The sequence below is a fragment of the Staphylococcus sp. Mo2-1 genome (assembly GCF_046721385.1).
GTDB lineage: Bacteria > Bacillota > Bacilli > Staphylococcales > Staphylococcaceae > Staphylococcus > Staphylococcus equorum_A.
In genome coordinates, this window is record NZ_JBEUUK010000001.1 from 2473666 (window position 1) to 2493210 (window position 19545).

The window sequence follows — 19545 nt, forward strand, 5'->3', positions numbered from 1 at the left end:
TATGTCTACATTATACGAATTAAAACAATCTCTAGGAGAAGTAGGAGAACAATTAAAAAATAAGAATAACGAGTTATCTCAAAAAGTCGGTGATCCAAATGTGGCGTTTGAAAGTGTAAAACAGCTTGAAAAAGACGTGGATATTCTCCAACAAAGATATGACATTTTAGAAAAAAGAAAAAGTGACGTGGAACAAAAACAAGCTGAAAAAGCAGAACAAGATATGGAAAAAACTTCAGTTTATCAAACGTTAAGTGAAGATGATAAAAAAGTTAAAGCGAAAGCTGAGTTCTATCGTCACGCTTTATTACCAAATGACTTTGAAAAACCATCTCAAGAAGCACAACGCTTATTACATGCTTTACCGACAGGTAATGATACAGGTGGAGACAAATTCTTACCGACTACATTGTCTAATGAATTAGTTTCTGAACCATTTGCGCGTAACCAATTACGTGAAAAAGCGCGTCTAACTAATATTAAAGGGTTAGAAATCCCACGTATTTCATATACATTAGATGACGATGAATTTATCACAGATGAAGAAACGGCTAAAGAAATGGCGTTAAAAGGCGATACAGTGAAATTTAGTCCACATAAATTTAAAGTGTTTGCCGCTGTTTCAGATACAGTTATTCATGGCTCAGATATTGATTTAGTTAATTGGGTAGAAAATGCATTGCGTTCAGGACTAGCTGACAAAGAGCGTAAAGATGCGCTTGTTTTAAAACCAAAAGAAGGATTAAAACATATGTCATTTTATAATGGGGATGTGAAAGAAGTAACTGGTACAGATATTTATGAGTCTATTGTTAATGCTTTAGCTGATTTACATGAAGATTATCGTGATAATGCGACAATTTATATGCGTTATGCTGACTATGTGAAAATTTTAAGAGATCTATCTAACGGTACAACGAATTTCTTCGATACACCAGCTGAAAAAGTATTTGGTAAGCCTGTCGTATTTACAGATAATGCAGTTAAACCAATTATCGGAGACTTTAATTACTTTGGTATTAATTATGACGATACAACATTTGATACGGATAAAGATGTTAAAAAAGGTGAATATCTATTCGTCTTAACTGCTTGGTATGACCAACAACGTACATTAGACAGTGCGTTCCGTATCGCTAAGGTTGATGGTGGTTCTGAAGATACAAATACACCCTAACAATCCCCAAAAGGTAGAAGTAGAGACGAGAGCGAAATCCGTCTCTATTTCTGCTGAATAGGGGTGTTTTTGATGAATCAAAGTGAATTATTACGCATTAAAAGATGGTTAAACATAGATTATGACATCGAAAATGATACGTTAGAAGATATGATCCTAAGTGCTAAGTCTGAATTAAGTTTAAGTGGTGTGCCTCAATACGATTATAGTGATGAGGCATATCCATTATATTGCCAAGCGATTAATTATATTGTTTCGCGTGATTATGAGACTCGTGGCTTTGTTGAGTATGAACGCGAAAATAAAGGATTTAATGACAGAACCTTACAATCATTTATTCTTAAGTTGAAAGTTTGGTGATTTAAGTGCAATTTAAAAACTTTAATACGTACTTAACTTTTTATGACATGGTTAAAACTGGCCCTTACCCAGATGATTTAGAAGAAAAAGAGGTTTATAGTTGTAAAGTTGAAAAATATGATAATTCCATTAAAGACAGACAAGTTCTAACGACAAACGGTAAAACCCAAGGTTTTACATTTATAATGAGAGACGCTCAACGACAATTTATCCCAAATTATCAACATACAATCAAAGTGGAAGATTATCGATTTGAAACCCAACTATTTAACATATATGATATTCGATTTGATAAGCCGAAAGCAGGCTATATTACGGTGGTGGTGGCTGAAAATGAGTAAACCTAAAATCAATGGTATATATGATGTAAAGCTTAAAGGCGAAAAAGAGTTAATGAAAAAGATGGAAGCAAAATTTGGTCAAAAAGCAATGCAAGTAAAGAATGATAAAGCATTAATTGAAGCATCTGACTTTTTAAAAGAAGAACTCAAATATCAATTTGAAGATTTTAGAGATACAGGCGCGACTATACAAGAAATGAAGCGAGGTAATCCTGAAACGGTTGCTCGGTCAAAGACGGATTATGATTCATTGGGAAGGTCCTAAAGAAAGAAAAAATATCATTCATCTTAATGAACATGGCTATACACGTAATGGTAAAAAGTATACACCTCAAGGTTACGGTGTCATTGCCAAAACATTAGATGCATCACAAACCAAATACCGTGGCATCATTCGAAGAGAGTTGAACAAAAAGTGAATATACTCAGATATATTACGAATATCATTATTAACGACCCTATACTCGCATCAGAAGTAAACAACCGCATTTATTATTACGAAGTAACAGAAGTAGATGATACGAGCGATGCGTTTGTGGTATTAACCCCGATATTAGATCGGCCAAGCACATATGTTTCTGATAAATATCTATCGGAAACTTATTTTTTTCAAGTCGATGTTGAAGCTTATAATCATCAACAAACGATAGATATAACCAAACGGATTCGTTATTTACTATCAAACGTAAATTTAAATCAAGCATCATCAGAATTAGATGACTATTTTAAAGCAACACAAAGGTATGTGATGTCACGAAGATATCGAGGCATACCTAAAAACAAATATTACAAAGGTGAACGTGTCGAATAGATGCGTTCTTTTTAATTCAAGGAGGAAAAGATTATGGCAGTAGTAGGATTTGAAAAAGTACACGTAGGTATTTTTGATGAAGACGAAAAAATTAAGAAATTAATGACATGGAAAGATGAACACGGTGGTACAGTTAATCTTAACATTTCAGGATTAGCCCCTGAAAAAGTTGAAATGCGTGCTTCGAATAAGACCGTATGGTCTAAGAAACAAGGAACAGGCGAAGTTCAGTCAGAACTTGATTTATTTAACGTGCCAGATGAAGATTTAGACGCCGTTTTAGGTCGTGATATGGACGATAATGGTACTTCATGGGTTGGTGAAGATTCTCGTGCCCCATATGTCGCATTAATTGGAGAGTCTGCCGATTTACTATCAGGCGACCCTGTTTATTGTGCGTTAACTAAAGGGACAATGAGTCTTGAATCTATTGAATGGAAAACAACAGCGAAGGAAGAAGAAGAGCCAGAACCACAACAACTGACAGGTGATTGGATTGCGCGCACAATTGATGGCAATTCACGTATTTATGGTTATCACGTTGGTAAAAAAGGGGCAGATGAATTATTCAAAAGTGTGTTCCCTGGGTATGAAGATATCAAAGATGATGATTCAGACAATAGTAATGAAGATTCAAACGATGACGAAACAGCAGAAGAAACACCCTAAGGCGCCCCAAAATGTAGAAGTAACAGCTAAAGGTAAGTCAGCTGTTATTTCTGCAGAATAGGGGTTTTTAAATTAAATCATAGGAGGAATTTAAACGATGGATACATTTAAGATTTCTAAAGGAGAAGTAGTTATTCCTCTAAGTAAACGTAGTAAAGACTCTGAAAATTTAATTGAAAAAGTAAAAGAGGCAATACATGAAAATGGCAACGAAACTACAGTTTACACATACGAAAGATTAAAATCAGGGGGATTTCCCTTAGGTGAACATCAAATTACAATTAGATGGAGTGATGAATAATGGCAGATATTTTAAAAATTTATAAAGATGATGAAGTAGTCGCAAGTGCTGAACGTGGTGAAGACGGCAAGGCTAACGTTACGATTGAAGGTCTGGACGCAGACACAGAATATGAAGCAGGCACGTATCAAGCTGCTTTTAGTAACGATAACGGCGAATCTGATAAAACAGAGGTACCAGGATTTAAAACGAATCCAATTAAAGTAACAGGCGTTTCTCTCGATAAAGAAAGTTTAACGCTAAATGTCGGAGATACAGAAACCATCCAACCAACGGTTGCACCATCTACAGCGACTAATAAAGGTGTAGCTTATGCATCATCCAATAGAGATGTAGCTACAGTAAATGAAGACGGTACAATTACAGCGATTGCAGACGGTACAGCTAACATTGAAGTTACTACCGAGGATGGCAATAAAAAAGCGACATGTGCCGTCACAGTAGAAACTGAAGAAGAACCTGCACCAGAAGAACCCGATAATGTAGAAGTAGAAGCAAATGAAAATGATGCAGATGTATCAGCAGAATAAATAAACAAGGCGACTTCGGTTGCCTATTTTTGTATACAAAAATAATTAACTTTAAGGAGACAATAACATGATCAAATTTGAAATTAAAAACCAAAAAACAGGTAAAGTAGAAAGCTATTCAAAAGATGTTATCACAATGGGTGAGGCAGAACGTTTTTATGAATGGATGGAAAATCGCGAAAAAGAAGTGAATAAAGAAAAACCAGATATGAAAAAAGTGAGAAAAATGGAACGTGATTACTTAGTTAGTTTGTTTGAAAAACAAGGGTTAACAGAAGATGACGTTTTAAACAACATGGGTACAAAAACATATTCTCATGTATTAGGTGAAATATTTCGAGAAATCAGCGGCGAAGATGAAGCAGATTCAGAAGATGAAACAAGCCAAGAGGGAAAGACAGAAGAACACTCTCAATAAGAGAGATTTTATCAAATATTAGGGACTTACAACGATTCTGTATGATGCATTACGGTTGGACTTTAACAGAAGTTAAGGCACAACCGTATTTTCAATTGTTATCGATTTTAAACGAAGATGATAACCAAGATAAAAAACAAACTAAGTCTAAAAAAGAACAAGAAGTTATTAAAGGTAAAGACTTAATTAAACTATTCGGTGGATAGGTAAGAAGGGAGGTACATATAAAATGGATAATATTCAAGGTTACGCGATAAAGAACACCATGGATAATACGGGTGTGGAACAAGGCATGAAAGGTCTTAAACGTCAAATGGGTGTATTGAGTTCCGAAGTGAAAGCGAATATGTCTAGTTTTGGCAAAGCTGAGAAGTCTGTACAGAAGTATCAAACACGCATTGATGGACTGAATAATAAAATGAAAGTCCAAAAGAAAATGTACGATCAGACTAAAAATGATTTAAATAACGTTAAAACCTCCTATGAAAAAGCGTCGAACAGTATCAAACAACAAGAACAAAAAGTAAAAGAGCTTGCTGAAGCACATAAGAAGCAAGATGATGCGATGCGTAAGTCTAATCAAGAGATGAAAAAGTCTAATAAGGAATTAGACAACGCTAAAGCTAAACAATCTGTATTAAGCGCTGAAAAGGCCAAAGCCAAAACAAAACTCGATGACTTACGTTCTGCTGAAAAACGTTTGAAAGAATCAGGTAAAGCTTCTACGGAACAAATTAAACAAGCTTCTAATGCGACGAAACAACAACGTGAAGTCCACCAAAAATTAATTGCGAGTCATAAAGAAGAAACCGCAAATGTTAAGAAGTTGACCCAATCTAACAAAGGCATTACAGAAGAGAATAAAAAGGTTAAAGCTTCTTATCAACAATCGAATGACGCAGTTAAAACTGCAGAAAAAGAATATAATAAACTTTCTAAAACGATTAAAGATTATCCGAAAGACTTAACCAAAGCTGAAAAAGCTGTGAATAATGAAAAAGCATCGATGAACGGTTTACAAAAAAGTATTAATAAAGCTGAACAAGAGCTAAAGCAAATGAACAAACAACAGATGGTCGCTAATAGCTCATATACAAAACAAGCTGATCATTTAGATAAAATGTCAGAGAAGTATGGCAAAATGTCACAAAACATGCGTTCAGTGGGACGTAATATGTCTATGTATGTAACAACACCGATTGCCGGAGCTATGGGCTATGCAGGTAAACTTGGTGTTGAATTTGACGATGCCATGCGTAAGGTACAAGCCATCTCAGGCGCAACAGGTAAAGATTTAGACGCATTAAAGGCAAAAGCGCGTGAAATGGGCGCGACAACTAAGTTTACAGCCAGCGATAGTGCTGAAGCACTTAACTATATGGCTATGGCTGGTTGGAAATCACAAGATATGATGAGTGGTTTACCTGGTATTATGGATTTAGCTGTTGCGTCTGGTGAAGAGTTAGGTTCAGTGTCTGATATTGTTACTGATGGATTAACAGCATTTGGTATGGAAGCTAAAGAAAGTGGCAGATTTGCAGATGTATTAGCCTCAGCAAGTGCCAACGCAAACACAAATGTTGAAATGATGGGTGAAGGTTTTAAATATGCAGCCCCTGTAGTCGGCGCATTAGGTTATAGTATTGAAGATACTTCTATGGCAATCAGTTTAATGAGTAATGCGGGTGTAAAAGGACAAAAAGCCGGGACAGCATTACGTACGATGTTTACTAACCTTTCTAAACCAACAAAAGCTATGAAAGATAAAATGGATGAACTTGGCATATCCATTACAGATAGCAATGGTGAAATGTTGCCAATGCGTGATGTTTTAGATCAATTACGTGATAAATTCAGTGGCTTATCTAAAGACCAACAAGCTGCTTCAGCTAGTACAATATTTGGTAAGGAAGCTATGAGTGGTGCATTGGCAGTTATCAATGCTTCTCAAAAAGATTATGATAAACTATCAACCGCAATCGATGGTAGTAAAGGTTCAGCAAAAGATATGGCAGACACGATGGAAAAAGGACTTGGTGGTAGTTTGAGGCAATTAAAGTCTGCTGCCCAAGAATTTGCTTTATCTATTTATGACACGATGGAGCCTGCATTATCAGGTATGGTTGGTGGTTTGAAATCAACCGTTGATTTTTTAAATAATTTACCTAAAGGCGCAAAAGTGGCAGGTGTCGCTATTGCGGGCGTAGCTGCCGCGATCGGTCCCGTAACGTTAGGTATTGGGTTATTATTAAGAGCAGTTCAAGCAGCAGTTGGTGGTTATGCACAACTTAATCGACGCATGGCTGAAAACTCAGCAGAAGCTGCGATTAACGCTGGAGCAAATAAAGCGAATGCAGGCGCAATTGCTACTTCAGGTAAGAGTGCTAAAGGTTCAGCAGGTTTATTTGGACGTTTGGGTAAATCGACAGGTAAAGCAGTCGGTAAAGTTAGTTTATTAGGTCAAGCGAGTAAAGTTTTAGGTAATGGTATTAAAATTTTGGGCGGACCCATTGGGTGGATTATTACAGGTGTTACGTTATTAGGTGGCGCCTTTATTAAAGCATACAATAATGTTGACTGGTTTAAAAAGGGTGTCGATGGTTTATTTGATGTCCTCAAAACGTTTGGTGGTGGCGCTATCTCTAAATTTTCAAGTTGGATAAATGGTTTAGGTGATGATTTTGTAAAAGCACAGTCTAAAAATAATGAATTTGTTAAAGAGTTTAAATCACGTCGGGACGAATTAACAGACGATGTGAAGCCATTATTCAAAAAAATAGGTAGTGCAACAGACAAAGCAACAGACACGACTAAAGTCTTAGGTGACGGTGTTTCTAAAGAAACGAAGAAAGCATTAGGTAGTTATGTTAAATATTCTAAAGACTCCAATGATATTCTAGAAGAAGTTAAGTATAACCACGGGAAGATAACTCAAGACAAAGCTAATGAACTTATTGATATAGAACAAAAATTAAGTGATGACTTAATTAAAAAATTTGAAAAACGTAAAGAAGACGAAATAAATAATATTAATGAAGTTTATGAAATGTCTAAAGACCTTAGTAATAAAAAGAACAAGTTAACTGAAGAAGAATATCAAAGCATGCTTCAAAAAACGGAACAAGGCAATAATGCTCGCATTCAGAAAGAACACCAATTAAATAAAGAAATTAAAAAAATGAAAGAAGAGTTTTCGGCTGACGGAGAACTCGACAAAAATGAACTTAAGCAATTAGCTAAAGCAGAACAAATGCGCAGAGATATAACAGTAGATGAATTGTCTAAATCTCAAAAAGAACAACAAAAGATTTTAGATCGTATGGATAGTAATGAAGAAGCACTGTCTATCAAAAAAGCTAGTCGTAATATTAAAGACGCTGAAAAAGCAAAGAAAAAACGTATCGATGAAATAGATGATGAATATACAGATAGAAAGTTATCTATTCAACAAAACGAAGATTTAAGCAATGAAGATAAAGAAATACAACTTGGCGTACTCGAACAATGGAAAAAAGAAGAAACCAAAAAAGCCGAAGATAAGAAAAAAGAAGTCGTTGGTATCGCAAAAGATCAAAACGAAGATATAGAAACAGAAATGGACTTATCAAACGGTAGAGTATATTCTAATTCTGAGAAATGGTGGAATAAAACAAAAGAGTTTTTATCTGATGATAGTATTTGGCAAGGAATTAAAAACGGCGCTTCTGGTTTAGGAGAATGGTTCTCTGAACAAGGTCAAGAATTTGGGGGCGCACTTCGTGATGGTTGGAATATTGCCATAGAAAATGGTGGTGATTTATGGAAGTCTTTGACTGGTCAGGCTTGGTGAAAAATGGGAGGATACGAGAACATGGTTTTCACAAAAAGGTCACAGTATCTGGTCAAATATCAAAATAGGTTGGAATAATGGACTAGAAATAGGTGGCAATCTTTGGTCGTCATTGACAAGTTGGCTCGGTGAAAAGTGGGAGGAAACTAAAACGTGGTTCTCTCAAAAAGGCAGTCATATTTGGTCGAATATTAAATCAGGATGGAATAATGCGCTTGAAACTGGCGGTAATCTCTGGTCATCGATTACTAACAAACTCGGTGAAAGTTGGGAAAATACCAAAGGTTGGTTTAGTGAAAAAGGTCAAAATATTCAACAATCATTCAAAAATGGTTGGAATTCTGCTTGGGACACAGCAGGTAATATTTGGGGCAAAGTGACTAAAGGCGTATCTGATACCTGGGAAAATGTAAAGACATCAACCCGTGACAAACTCGAAGAAGCTAAAGAAACAGCGACGACTAAAACACGTGGTATTTGGAAAAATACATCTAAATGGTTTGGTGATACTTACAATTCAGCGAAAGACAAAGTCACAGGTGTTTATACTAAAACGCGTGATAAATTTACAGACGCTGCAGGTAAAGTATGGGATAAATCTAAATCTGCATATGATGGCACTAAAAAATGGTTTGGTGAAACTTATGAGAAAGCTAAAACTAAAGTGACAGGTGTTTATAATCAAGCGAAAGGTAAATTCGGCGATACAGCAAGCACTGCTTGGGAAAAATCGAAATCTACGTGGAAAGGCACAAGCAAATATTTCGGTCAAGCTTATGGTTCTGTTAAAACAAACGTAAGTAACATGTGGGGCAAAGCCAAAACAAGTTTCGGTAATATTGCTTGGTGAAGGCTGGAAAAAAGCCAAATCTGTTTATAAAGGTTTCAAAAAATGGTTAGGCGATACACTACAATGGATTAAAGATGTCGGAGCCGATATGGGTAAAGCTGCAGGCGATTTAGGTAAAAAAGTTGCCAATAAAGCCGTAGATGGTTTAAACGGTATGATTGGCGGCGTTAATAAGATATCAAAAGCGATTACAGGTAAAGATAAACTTATTGAGGAAATACCTCATTTAGCTACAGGTACTTATGACGGTTCAACGCTCTCTACGGATTCAAACGGTGGATTAAGACAACCTACGGTTGCGATGGTCAACGATAAAGGACCAGGTAATGGACCAGGCGGACGCACACAAGAGCTCATTCAACGTAAAGATGGCTCAATAGATGCCCCACAAGGTAAAAATACGGTTGTTGGACTAGGCAAAGGTGACGGTGTTATTAATGCTAGACATACGCACAAGCTTCAAGAACAAGGCATAATACCTAAACGCTTATCAACGGGTACAGGAACTAAAATACCTCGTTTCTCTAAAGGAAACAAAAAAGACTTGTATGAAGATATTATCGATGGTGCGGCTAATATAAGTAAAAATGTGAGCGGTAAAATATCTGATGGTTATCACAGTGCGAAAAAAGCAGGTAGTGACGCCAAAGATACTGTTGAAGACTTAGGAAGTAAAGGTTTAGAAAAAGTTAAAGACGGTGCATCATGGCTTGGCGATAAAATCGGAGATGTTTGGAAATATGTTAAACATCCAGGTAAATTAGTGAAAAATGTCATGGATAGTATAGGCATTAACTTCGGGGGCGGCGATAACGCTACCGTTAAATTAGTTACAGCCGCCTATAAAAACTTGAAATCTTCACTTGTAGAGAAAGTGAAGGACTGGTTTACAGAAGCTGAAGGTGGCGATGGTGACGCTAGTTGGTTGCCGTGGGACAATATCCTCCAAACATTTGGTAACTATACAGGCGGCTTAATGTTCAATGGTGGTAAACACTATGGTATGGACTTTGGTATGCCAACGGGTACTAAGATTAAGGCGCTAACTGACGGTAAGATATCACAAGCAGGTGCAGTTGCAGGTGGCGGTGGTAATCAAATCACACTTGATGAGCCTGGTGGTAAATGGTATCAGTGGTACATGCATATGAGTAAAATCATTGCTAAAAAGGGACAAAAAGTAAGCGCTGGAGATGTCATTGGTTTATCAGGTAGTACAGGTAACTCAACAACGCCTCACTTACACATTCAGCGTATGAAAGGTTACCCATCTAATGAAACAGCTGTTAACCCTATGGGCTGGTTAAAATCACTTAAAAGTGGCAGTCAAAACAAGTCAGCTAAAAAATGGTCAGGTGATATTAAAAAGGTCGCTAGTGAAATGAATGTAAAATTAAGAGGTAATGATTTAAATAACATTATTTCTCTCATTCACAATGAGTCTGGCGGAAATGCAGGAGTCACACAAGGGAATATTGGTGACATTAATAATATTAATGGTACACCAAGCACAAGGTCTATTACAGTATGTACCTAGTACATTTAAGAATTATGCTGTTAAAGGTCATGGCAATATAAAAAATGGTTATGATCAATTACTCGCTTTCTTTAACAACAAGAATTGGCGTACACAAGTCAATCCTAACGGTGGTTGGTCTCCAACAGGTCCAAGAAAATATGAAAATGGTGGCATCTCTACAACACATAAACTCGCTGAAATTAGTGAGCGTAATAGAGCGGAAGCTATTATTCCACTTCATAAATCTAAACGTAATCGTGCGGTTGGCTTGATGGAAAAAGCAATGACAGCGATTGGCATGGATAACGGTTCTGCAAACGTGACAGTGAACAACGATACTTCAACGATGGAAAAACTACTACAACAAGTTGTTCAGTTGAATGACACCAACAATCGTATGCAACAAACAATCATTAAGTTGTTGAGTGGCAATAATAATAACATGAGTAAAAATGATGTCATGAATATCTTCAGTCAATTGTTAGGTAGTAAAGCTAATTTAGACAATTTTAACCAGGGTTTTTAAATAGGAGGTTTATATGATAGACGGCAGATGGATGAAAATCATAACCCAAGAAGGGACCTATGATATCAACGGTATCTTATCTAATTTTATTTTCTTAGAAGCTAAAGCTTCATATCCAAATGAAAATAATGAAAGTAACACATTTCAAGGTGTGGACGGCGAGCTACCAACAGTGGCCACGTTCGCACCTTTTAATTTAGAAGTGAGTTGTGGTTTTGATGGTATTGATGAAAATGACCGTAATTTAGCAGAATTAAAATTAAGACAACTGTTTTTTAGACGACAACCCTATTACATTATTACGTCAGACAATCCAGGGTTAAAATATCGTGTAAATAACCCAGATGTAAATCCTGATTATTTAGATTTCTCAGCCATTAAGTTTGATATGACCTTTAGTTGTCGAGATGGCTATGCCGAAACTGTCAAAGAAACAGATGAGTACAGTTTATCAAACAGTAATTGGCAATTCGGTGTCGATTTATTGGCAGATGATGAAATTAAATATAAACACGATACAACAAGCTTTCGGATTTACAACGGTTCTTCAGATACAATCAACCCATTATTAAGACATAAATTCAAGTTATTGATTAATATTGATGCACCTAAGGGCTTTAAAATTATTAACCATACAACAGGTAATACATTTCAATATAAAAAAGGGATTAAGCAAAACCAACAACTTATATTAAAAGGTGTACACCCAATACTGGATAATCAACGTGTAGGCATTGATACAAATCGACAGTGGTTAACACTTAAAGAAGGTTTTAATGATATTGAAATTACAGGCGAGAATATTGGTAAAACAACAACCCAATGGATATTCCCGTTTATATTTAAGTAGGTGAATAACTTGGATGCATTAGTTTTAAAAAATAAAAAAGGCACGTTTGCGGAAATAATCACGGATTTTGATTTTGGTTCTTTTAAATATGAATATGAAAAGAATAATGAGCGTTCGATTAGTTTCACTTTATATAAAACGTCTAATAACGCAGATATATTTGATCATTTAGTTAATGAAGCTTTTATAGAGTGGCAAGGGCAATTATACGTCATTAAATCAACATTTATAAAATATGACGGTCTTAAACTTACGAATGAAGTTGTAGCTAAACATATCTTTATGGAGTTTCAAAAGCATTATATTCAAAAAGATATGGATGTCGAAAGTGAAAGTAGTGATGAAGATGAAGACGATAGTACACCGACTATGACTTTAGAACAATATCTTGATTTTGGTTTTAAAGGCAATAAATTGGGTTTCGAATATGAAATTAGAGGTCAATTTCAAAAACGTGTACCTGTCGATGATTTAGGTGGTAAAAATGGAGTTGAACATGTATCAGAAGGTGCAGAATTATTTAATTATATCTATTTCGCTGATAATAAAAAATATTATATTTATGATGAAGCAACCTTTTACGAAATGTCCGACATACCTTTGATTTACTTATACAATTCAAGTGAAGCTACAGTAACAACGACGACTACGGATATATTTAATTATATTCAAGGCTACGGTAAGAAAAAGACTAAAAAAGAAACACAAAATTATAATCCAATTAAACCTAAAGATTTAAATTACTCAGGTTCATTTATTAAAGAAGGGACTTGGCGTACAGAAAAAGTAGGCGCAAGTTATACGAAAACATTCGAGTGTAAACATGGTAATGAAACCCTTGAATGGACGTTAAAGAAAATGTCTAAAGGTGGCATACTCGATATTTATTTAGATGGTGAAAAAATTGACACTTATGAGTGTTACAGTAAAAACGCGAAAAGTGAAAAAATTGTGATTGCGCAAGATCTATCGAAAGGCAAACACACATTTAAAGCAATATTTAAAGGTGCGAAAAAGGGTGTTGATTACAAAAAATCTGAGGCATGTATGTATGTCGGTACTGAGAAGTCCACTGTATTAAATTTAACAGCTAAACTTAAAGGTAAGGATGCTTATCATACGTATGCCGATTACACATCACCTAATTATGATGGCGGCGACATTGCAGAAGCACCTACCATATTTGATGATAATATCACGAATAAAGATGAATTACGTAAAAGGCTTAAAGAAGAACTCAACGATCAACCAACGGTTGAAGTTTCTACAAACTATCTTGGTAGTGTAGAAGACAAACAATACATTACCAATGACGATATTAAAGAAAATAATAAAATACGTTTTATTCATGAACCCTTAGGTTTTAATTTAGATTTAAAAGTCGTGAAAATTACTGTGTCACATCCACTACTTAATGAACCAGTAGAAGTCGATTTTAGTAATTCACCTAAAGACATTTTAAAAATGCGAGCAACAAACAACTAAAGCGATTAGAAAATTTAATAAACAAAGTAAAGGCGATTCACTTAGTGAGTCGCCTATTTCTATGACAGAAAATTACTCAGATATTGTAGGAGTGACATTATTAGATGACTGAAATTAACCATAGATACTTAACTGACAAAAACGGTGAAATTTATTTTCCTAAAGTACATGTAGAAGCACTATTAGGTGTTAAAGATACAGATTCAGAAAATCCTTTTATTGAAATCAATAATAAAATTTCAAACTTGGAACAAATAATCGAAGACCAACAAAAAGTTATAGAAAAAAACAAAAAAACTGCTGAACTTCATGATAAGACCTTATCGGACTTAATAGGCGATACAGGGTGGATTGAATATCAAGTACCGCCAGACATGAAAAACAAAGCTGTTAGCTCAGGGTTTAAATGTGCCATTCGTGAAGTAAGAGCTGGTAATGACCTTATTGGTAAACATTTTGTGGTTCGTTCAATCAGGCTGAATGTATCCGAAATAACAGGGGCATCGATGCAGATTGCACAACTACCTACAGGTTTTGTCACGGATAATCAATCCTTTATCGCAAGACAAAATGGCTATCGTCACCCAATTACAATTGAATGCTTAAAAAATGGCAAGGTGATGGCTTATGTACACCCAGATGACCAAAACAAAACGAATTGGGTGTATCAAGAATTCACATGGTTAGAATAGGAAGGGTGAAAAGATGAAATCAAAGAAAATGAAATTAAAAATCAATTTCCCGATTGATTTAGGACAAAAATTTAGACAAATGGTTGTTGAGAATTTTAAAGATGTGCAATATTTTTATGGGCAAGTCATAGATATTATTAGAGACCATCAATCTACTGATAAACACGCACATAATGCAAAACAAATTGATTATAAATCAACCAATGTTCATAACGAATTACGATATCAAGATGGACGTATTGAAAGGTTAGTTGTAGGTCATAATGGGGATGGCATCGAAGAACTTAAAGATAGTCGCACGGCGATAGATGGCGAAGGGCACGCATTGTTATCTCAACGTTTAAAATATGATTTCGATAATATGAATAAGAAAATAGAAGATAATTATAATTATCTTAATAAGAAAATAGAACGCATAGTAAATGTTAATGATTATGGGGCAGATCCTACAGGAGAACAGTATTCTGATGAAGCTTTTGAAAAAGCATTTGGCGAGGGAAATGTCCATGTTCATATGACATCAGGAATATACAAAGTGAAAGATGGATTAAAATTACCAAATAACACTGTGTTATCTGGTGAAGGTAAAGACATTACGATTATCAAATTATCCGATGATTCGCCAAGAAAAACGGTGGCAGTCTCGAACAAAGAAATGGATGGCACAGCGACTAACATTTCTTATGAGAGTTTCTCAATAGACGGTAACAAAGGACGCTTTGATGAAAAGTATGTAAGTAATGGCGTTCAATACAATCATCCAGGACCAAGTGGCGGTTCATTATCTTCAAACTTAAGATTTGTTGGTGTTAAATATGGATATGCTTATAACATTAAATCAGTTGATGCTTTGTTACATTGTTTTGATGTTACTTGTGCAAGTGATACTTATTTCCATGAAGGTGATGGTGTAAGAGTCGCTGAAGCGCTAGAAAGCAAATATATTCATATTGATAACTGTGAAGCTCAAGGACATGGTGATGATGGTATTACGACCCACCATTCAAGATATATAAATATCACAAATAATGTGTGTCATGATACTAAAAACTATCATGGTAATAGTAATGGTATTGAGGTAGATGATGGTTCCCAATACGTATTTTTATCAAACAATAATACTTACAATAACCAATGTGGGGTTGAAGTTAAAGCACATGCTGATGCTAACGCCGCAACTATGGTAGTTGTTGATGGTCACATTTCCTATAAAGATAATCGTTCGTATGTCGCAAGACATATTGGGCATCATAGAGTCGCTACAGATAAAAAGAGTAAAACAGCAAAAGATGTTATTTTCAATAATATTGTTTCCCTTTATCCTTATGCAAATGAAGTATATCCAGGTTGGACACCAAGAGCATTAACAATTAGTGCTTATACTAATGTGTCAGTGTCAAACTTCACAGCTATTGGAGATGGCACATATACATCAGGGACACCAGTTGTAGCAGTTCAATTTATGGCTGAAAATGTTCAACTTCATAATATCAATATAAGAGGATTTAAAAATGCGTCAGCTGATATAAAAATTTATGGTGGAGATAATAGACCTAAAAAAGTAACGTTTAGTAATATTAATATTCATCATTCTTCTAATAATATTGGTATTGCTCGGTGGTGCAGGTGTTTATGATACTAAAATTATTGGCGCAAATTTAATTGGTAATGGCACTGGTAATGCTATTGAAATGTATAACTCAACTACAACAATTATGGGTGTTCAACAAGAAGATTATACAAACGGTGCGGTTATCATGAAGAAAAACTATAAAGAAGTACCTACAGCATTACGTGGAGGATTAGTGGCAGGTTCAACAGGTTCAGGCGCTATTTCAAAACGTTCAGTTGTATTGGCTTCTACTGGAGAATCATATGCGTATAGTGATCGTTCGTGGTTACTGGGGGCTGGTATGAAATCAGAAGCACGAGGTTCTCGTAGTGGCGTAATGAATTCATTAGAATCCAAGACATCCCAAGGCAATTATTCACAAACAATTGTTAACTCACGTGGCGTTGAAGTAAAAGATAATTATATGTTCGCTATGGGTTATGGTTTAGGTGGACCGAAGTATGAAAATACGAGATTCCAAGTTAAAGGCACATCAGGAACCGTTAAAGCTAAAGGGACAATTACAGCAGGTCATAATTTTGGTGACTATGCAGAGTATTTCGAATCTCAATCAGGCAGAGAGATCCCTAACGGTTACATGGTTACTTTAGACGGAAGATATATCCGAAAAGCTAACTCAAATGATACACCTATCGGGATTATTTCAGGAACTGCAGGCGTTATTCTTGGTGATGCGATGTTCCACCATAAAGACAAGTTTTTAAAAGATGAATTTGGTGTAACACAAACTCGAATAGAAACGAAAGAATGGCAAGATGATGAAGGTGAATGGTATTCAGAAGAAGTTGAAGTAGAAATACCTAATCCTGATTACACTGAAAAAGATGAAGCATATGCATCTCGAGCAGAAAGACCTGAATGGAATGTCGTGGGGCTTATGGGTCAAGTGTATACACGTATTGACTCAACGGTAGCTGTTAATGACTATATTAAGCCTAATAAAGGTATTGGTACTAAAGATAACAACAATGGTTTTTATAGAGTCTTAGAAGTAACAACACTTTATGACAGTGAAAAAGGATACGGTGTAGCTGTCGTATTAGTAAAATAAGGAGTGATATTGTGACGAATGGCATAGATAAAAAAGCATTATTTAAATTAAAATCTGAACCTTATTTAAAACCAATCTCTGATTTAGGGGTTGGTTTTTATAATTTAGATGAAAATACAGCGATATTAAGGTTTCAATTAAGCAATACTAAAGGTCCTTTGTTAATTCATAAGAATAACTTAACAGCTTACGCTTATTTTGAATCTAGTAACGGTAGCGTTTCAGATGTGATTGAATTAGAAGTTGAAGATTCAAACAAAGGACTAGTGACGATTACTTTAGATAAAGATTTTCTACAAGCTAGTACATCTACTAAAGTAAGAGGACAAGTTTATATTGGCGTGAATAACGTTGATAATAAACCAGAATATAATGAAGTTGCCGTGTTCAGAGAGTTTAATTTTGAAGTCAAAGATGCGCTTATCAATAAAATCTCTGCGTTCACTAAGATGGAATATATTCGCATGTTCGACCAACTTAAGACAAGAATTAAGCAACGTGTTTTAGATATTGAAGAAGCAATAGCCAACGGTGAGGATTATGTAGCTGAAATGAAGTCCGTATTACAAAAAGGTATTGAAACATTAAACGCTATTGTTGCAGAGGGTTCAGAAGATGTTAAGGCTTATATCGAAGAGGCTAAAACAACTTTAGATACGACAAAAAATAATGCTGTAGAGACAATTGAAAAACTAGCTAAAGATACACAGGATAATGTGGAAGCGAAAGCTAATAAAGCAGTTGAAACGATAGCATCAACATCAAAAGAAGCTACAGATCATGTAGATGATAAAGTTTCTGAATTTAATCAGACAGTTGAAGATAATGGTTTTTTGTCTCCTGATATGTTGGAGGAAGAAATAGAAAATTTAGACTGGCAAAAACGTAAGTTAACTAATGATGATGGGAGTAGACAGTGGTTGGGAAGTATTACAAACACTGATATCACTACGTTATCAACAGGTTTATATGAATTTTCAACATCATCTGATACTGATTGGGATTTATGTAAAATACCTAATTTTACAGGCATGAAGATTGGACATTTAGCATCGTTAGATGTAACAACAAGTGGTAACGGTAGAAAACAATTCACGTATAGGCAAAATCACTATAACAGAATGTTTGTATCGACACTTCACACTAACGGTGCGTGGAGAGAATGGAAAGAAATTACGTTTGAACAATCTGACACTGGTTGGATTCCATTTAAATTAATTAATGGCGCAACATCAAATACAGCATTTAAAGGTGCTGATGATAATGGTTTTGATTGTGCGTATCGAATCGAAACGAGAGGCAGTGTTACAGAGAAAACGATTAGGTTTAATGGCAAAAACCTAAAGCAAAGCCAAGTGATTGCTCAATTGCCTAGTAATCTTTTTAAAAACGCGCATTCATTCCCTGTAAGAGTTCCAACATCAACTAATTGGTCAGGTGGTTATATAACAGTTAGACCTAATGGAGAAGCTAAATTCTTAATAAATGGCGACTCATCATCTTGGGATGAAGCAGGTTACATTTATGGAGAATACTCTTGGAAAGAATAGGAGGAAAGAAGAATGAATTTTAAACAAGTATATCTATATGATGGTACGCCTTTCTTAGCTTTTACAAATGAAGATGGCGAATATGACTATCCAAAAGACGAGTGGACTGAAACACCTCCTCCAGAAGGTATATATAGCCCATTCTATTTTAATGGAAACGAGTGGGTGGGAGCTACTAAAGAAGAATGGGAATCTAGTAAAACAGATGAAGAAGAAAGCCAACGACTCCCTTCTGCCAATGAGTACATGTTAGCACAAGCACAAATGCAGGTGACAAAGACAGCGAATCAATTAGTAAAAACCCAAAGTGAACAAGCAGAAACATTAAAAGAGTTAACTAAAAAAGAACAACGTATGCAAGCGTTAGAAGAACAACAAGCCAACACGATGCTTGAACTTGCCAAATTGAAAGGAGAATAAATTATGTATCCAGGATTTGAATCTATTAAATACTTTTATGACATCAATTGTTACACAAATGAGGATATTCAAACTTATGTGGAGTTAGATGCTATAGATAAAGCGCAGTACGAAGAAATTACAGGTGAGGAATATCCAGAGTCACAGGCTGAATAGCTTGTGACTTTTATTATAGAAAGTGGGAGGTTCAATGTTGAATGAAAGCGAACTAACTTATTGGATTGTCTTTACAGTTATACCCATGATAGTAACAGTTGTTGGGTTGTTTCTTAAAGTAAGTAAAGACAAGAAAGATAATGAAAATAGAATTACACGTATAGAATCAGAGGTAGAAGATCATAACACTTCATTAAGAGATATCAAAGAAGAACAAAAACAACAACGTGAAGATACAAAGGTTATCTTAGAAGTTAGTTCAAAGATTGATAGTTTAAATACTCGTTTTGATAAATTCGAAGACCGATTTTATACCCATCAAAATAATCAATTATCTAAAAAGTAAGGTCGTCACAGAGCAGTGACGGCCTTTTTAT

Annotated in this window: 21 protein-coding genes and 2 pseudogenes; all 23 read left to right on the forward strand. The window is 35.3% G+C overall.

All coding sequences use genetic code 11. The features are described from left to right. Position 1: 1 nt before the first annotated feature. The 23 genes and pseudogenes from ABLV95_RS12600 to ABLV95_RS12710 all read left to right on the forward strand — a co-directional run bounded on the left by ABLV95_RS12600 (position 2) and on the right by ABLV95_RS12710 (position 19514). On the forward strand, positions 2–1177 hold the full coding sequence (locus ABLV95_RS12600) for a phage major capsid protein (RefSeq protein ID WP_460875882.1): 1176 nt from the start codon (positions 2–4) through the stop codon (positions 1175–1177). Between the two features lie 72 nt (positions 1178–1249). Then, the gene (locus tag ABLV95_RS12605; RefSeq protein WP_107558809.1) at positions 1250–1537 is read left to right on the forward strand and encodes a head-tail connector protein; all 288 of its coding nucleotides are present in this window, start codon (positions 1250–1252) and stop codon (positions 1535–1537) included. A 5-nt stretch (positions 1538–1542) separates the two neighbouring features. After that, entirely contained in the window at positions 1543–1878 is a 336-nt protein-coding gene (locus tag ABLV95_RS12610; protein ID WP_107558810.1) for a hypothetical protein, read from the forward strand. Further along, positions 1871–2297, forward strand: a pseudogene (locus ABLV95_RS12615) (hypothetical protein). Before ABLV95_RS12610 ends, ABLV95_RS12615 begins: the two are co-directional and overlap by 8 nt. Then, on the forward strand, positions 2294–2689 hold the full coding sequence (locus ABLV95_RS12620; RefSeq protein WP_107558811.1) for a hypothetical protein: 396 nt from the start codon (positions 2294–2296) through the stop codon (positions 2687–2689). Before ABLV95_RS12615 ends, ABLV95_RS12620 begins: the two are co-directional and overlap by 4 nt. 33 nt (positions 2690–2722) lie before the next feature. Next, positions 2723–3358: a major tail protein gene (locus ABLV95_RS12625; RefSeq protein ID WP_107558812.1), complete on the forward strand. Its 636-nt coding sequence runs from the start codon at positions 2723–2725 to the stop codon at positions 3356–3358. Between the two features lie 97 nt (positions 3359–3455). Further along, complete coding sequence (locus tag ABLV95_RS12630) at positions 3456–3659, forward strand: hypothetical protein (protein WP_107558813.1); 204 nt, start codon at positions 3456–3458, stop codon at positions 3657–3659. Continuing rightward, complete coding sequence (locus ABLV95_RS12635; protein ID WP_107558814.1) at positions 3659–4189, forward strand: Ig-like domain-containing protein; 531 nt, start codon at positions 3659–3661, stop codon at positions 4187–4189. The genes ABLV95_RS12630 and ABLV95_RS12635 overlap by 1 nt, the downstream gene beginning before the upstream one ends. Positions 4190–4256: 67 nt before the next feature. Next, on the forward strand, positions 4257–4607 hold the full coding sequence (gpG, locus tag ABLV95_RS12640) for a phage tail assembly chaperone G (RefSeq protein WP_107558815.1): 351 nt from the start codon (positions 4257–4259) through the stop codon (positions 4605–4607). Between the two features lie 41 nt (positions 4608–4648). Next, complete coding sequence (locus ABLV95_RS12645; protein WP_318832838.1) at positions 4649–4813, forward strand: hypothetical protein; 165 nt, start codon at positions 4649–4651, stop codon at positions 4811–4813. A 23-nt stretch (positions 4814–4836) separates the two neighbouring features. Beyond that, positions 4837–8436 carry a phage tail tape measure protein gene (locus ABLV95_RS12650; RefSeq protein WP_460875886.1) on the forward strand — a complete coding sequence of 1200 codons (3600 nt, stop codon included), beginning with the start codon at positions 4837–4839 and terminating at the stop codon, positions 8434–8436. 112 nt (positions 8437–8548) lie between these two features. Further along, positions 8549–9286, forward strand: a complete 738-nt coding sequence (locus ABLV95_RS12655; RefSeq protein ID WP_460875888.1) for a hypothetical protein — start codon at positions 8549–8551, stop codon at positions 9284–9286. Further along, positions 9276–10823 carry a peptidoglycan DD-metalloendopeptidase family protein gene (locus tag ABLV95_RS12660; RefSeq protein ID WP_460875890.1) on the forward strand — a complete coding sequence of 516 codons (1548 nt, stop codon included), beginning with the start codon at positions 9276–9278 and terminating at the stop codon, positions 10821–10823. The genes ABLV95_RS12655 and ABLV95_RS12660 overlap by 11 nt, the downstream gene beginning before the upstream one ends. After that, positions 10765–11331: a hypothetical protein gene (locus tag ABLV95_RS12665; RefSeq protein WP_460875892.1), complete on the forward strand. Its 567-nt coding sequence runs from the start codon at positions 10765–10767 to the stop codon at positions 11329–11331. Before ABLV95_RS12660 ends, ABLV95_RS12665 begins: the two co-directional genes overlap by 59 nt. Positions 11332–11344: 13 nt before the next feature. Continuing rightward, positions 11345–12181 carry a phage tail domain-containing protein gene (locus tag ABLV95_RS12670; protein ID WP_107558885.1) on the forward strand — a complete coding sequence of 279 codons (837 nt, stop codon included), beginning with the start codon at positions 11345–11347 and terminating at the stop codon, positions 12179–12181. A 9-nt stretch (positions 12182–12190) separates the two neighbouring features. Continuing rightward, positions 12191–13778 (forward strand): annotated as a pseudogene (locus ABLV95_RS12675) (prophage endopeptidase tail family protein). Then, positions 13771–14358 (forward strand): hypothetical protein, encoded by a 588-nt coding sequence (locus ABLV95_RS12680; protein ID WP_107558700.1) that lies wholly within the window; start codon positions 13771–13773, stop codon positions 14356–14358. Before ABLV95_RS12675 ends, ABLV95_RS12680 begins: the two are co-directional and overlap by 8 nt. A gap of 13 nt (positions 14359–14371) precedes the next feature. Then, the gene (locus ABLV95_RS12685; RefSeq protein WP_460875895.1) at positions 14372–15994 is read left to right on the forward strand and encodes a glycosyl hydrolase family 28-related protein; all 1623 of its coding nucleotides are present in this window, start codon (positions 14372–14374) and stop codon (positions 15992–15994) included. Next, positions 15969–17042: a peptidase G2 autoproteolytic cleavage domain-containing protein gene (locus ABLV95_RS12690; RefSeq protein WP_460875897.1), complete on the forward strand. Its 1074-nt coding sequence runs from the start codon at positions 15969–15971 to the stop codon at positions 17040–17042. The genes ABLV95_RS12685 and ABLV95_RS12690 overlap by 26 nt, the downstream gene beginning before the upstream one ends. A gap of 11 nt (positions 17043–17053) precedes the next feature. Further along, positions 17054–18592: a BppU family phage baseplate upper protein gene (locus ABLV95_RS12695; RefSeq protein ID WP_158262635.1), complete on the forward strand. Its 1539-nt coding sequence runs from the start codon at positions 17054–17056 to the stop codon at positions 18590–18592. 12 nt (positions 18593–18604) lie between these two features. After that, complete coding sequence (locus ABLV95_RS12700; protein WP_107558703.1) at positions 18605–19012, forward strand: TrbJ/VirB5 family protein; 408 nt, start codon at positions 18605–18607, stop codon at positions 19010–19012. A gap of 3 nt (positions 19013–19015) precedes the next feature. After that, positions 19016–19168 carry an XkdX family protein gene (locus tag ABLV95_RS12705; RefSeq protein WP_107558704.1) on the forward strand — a complete coding sequence of 51 codons (153 nt, stop codon included), beginning with the start codon at positions 19016–19018 and terminating at the stop codon, positions 19166–19168. 37 nt (positions 19169–19205) lie between these two features. Further along, positions 19206–19514 carry a DUF7365 family protein gene (locus ABLV95_RS12710; protein ID WP_142401615.1) on the forward strand — a complete coding sequence of 103 codons (309 nt, stop codon included), beginning with the start codon at positions 19206–19208 and terminating at the stop codon, positions 19512–19514. The last annotated feature ends 31 nt before the right edge of the window (positions 19515–19545 follow it).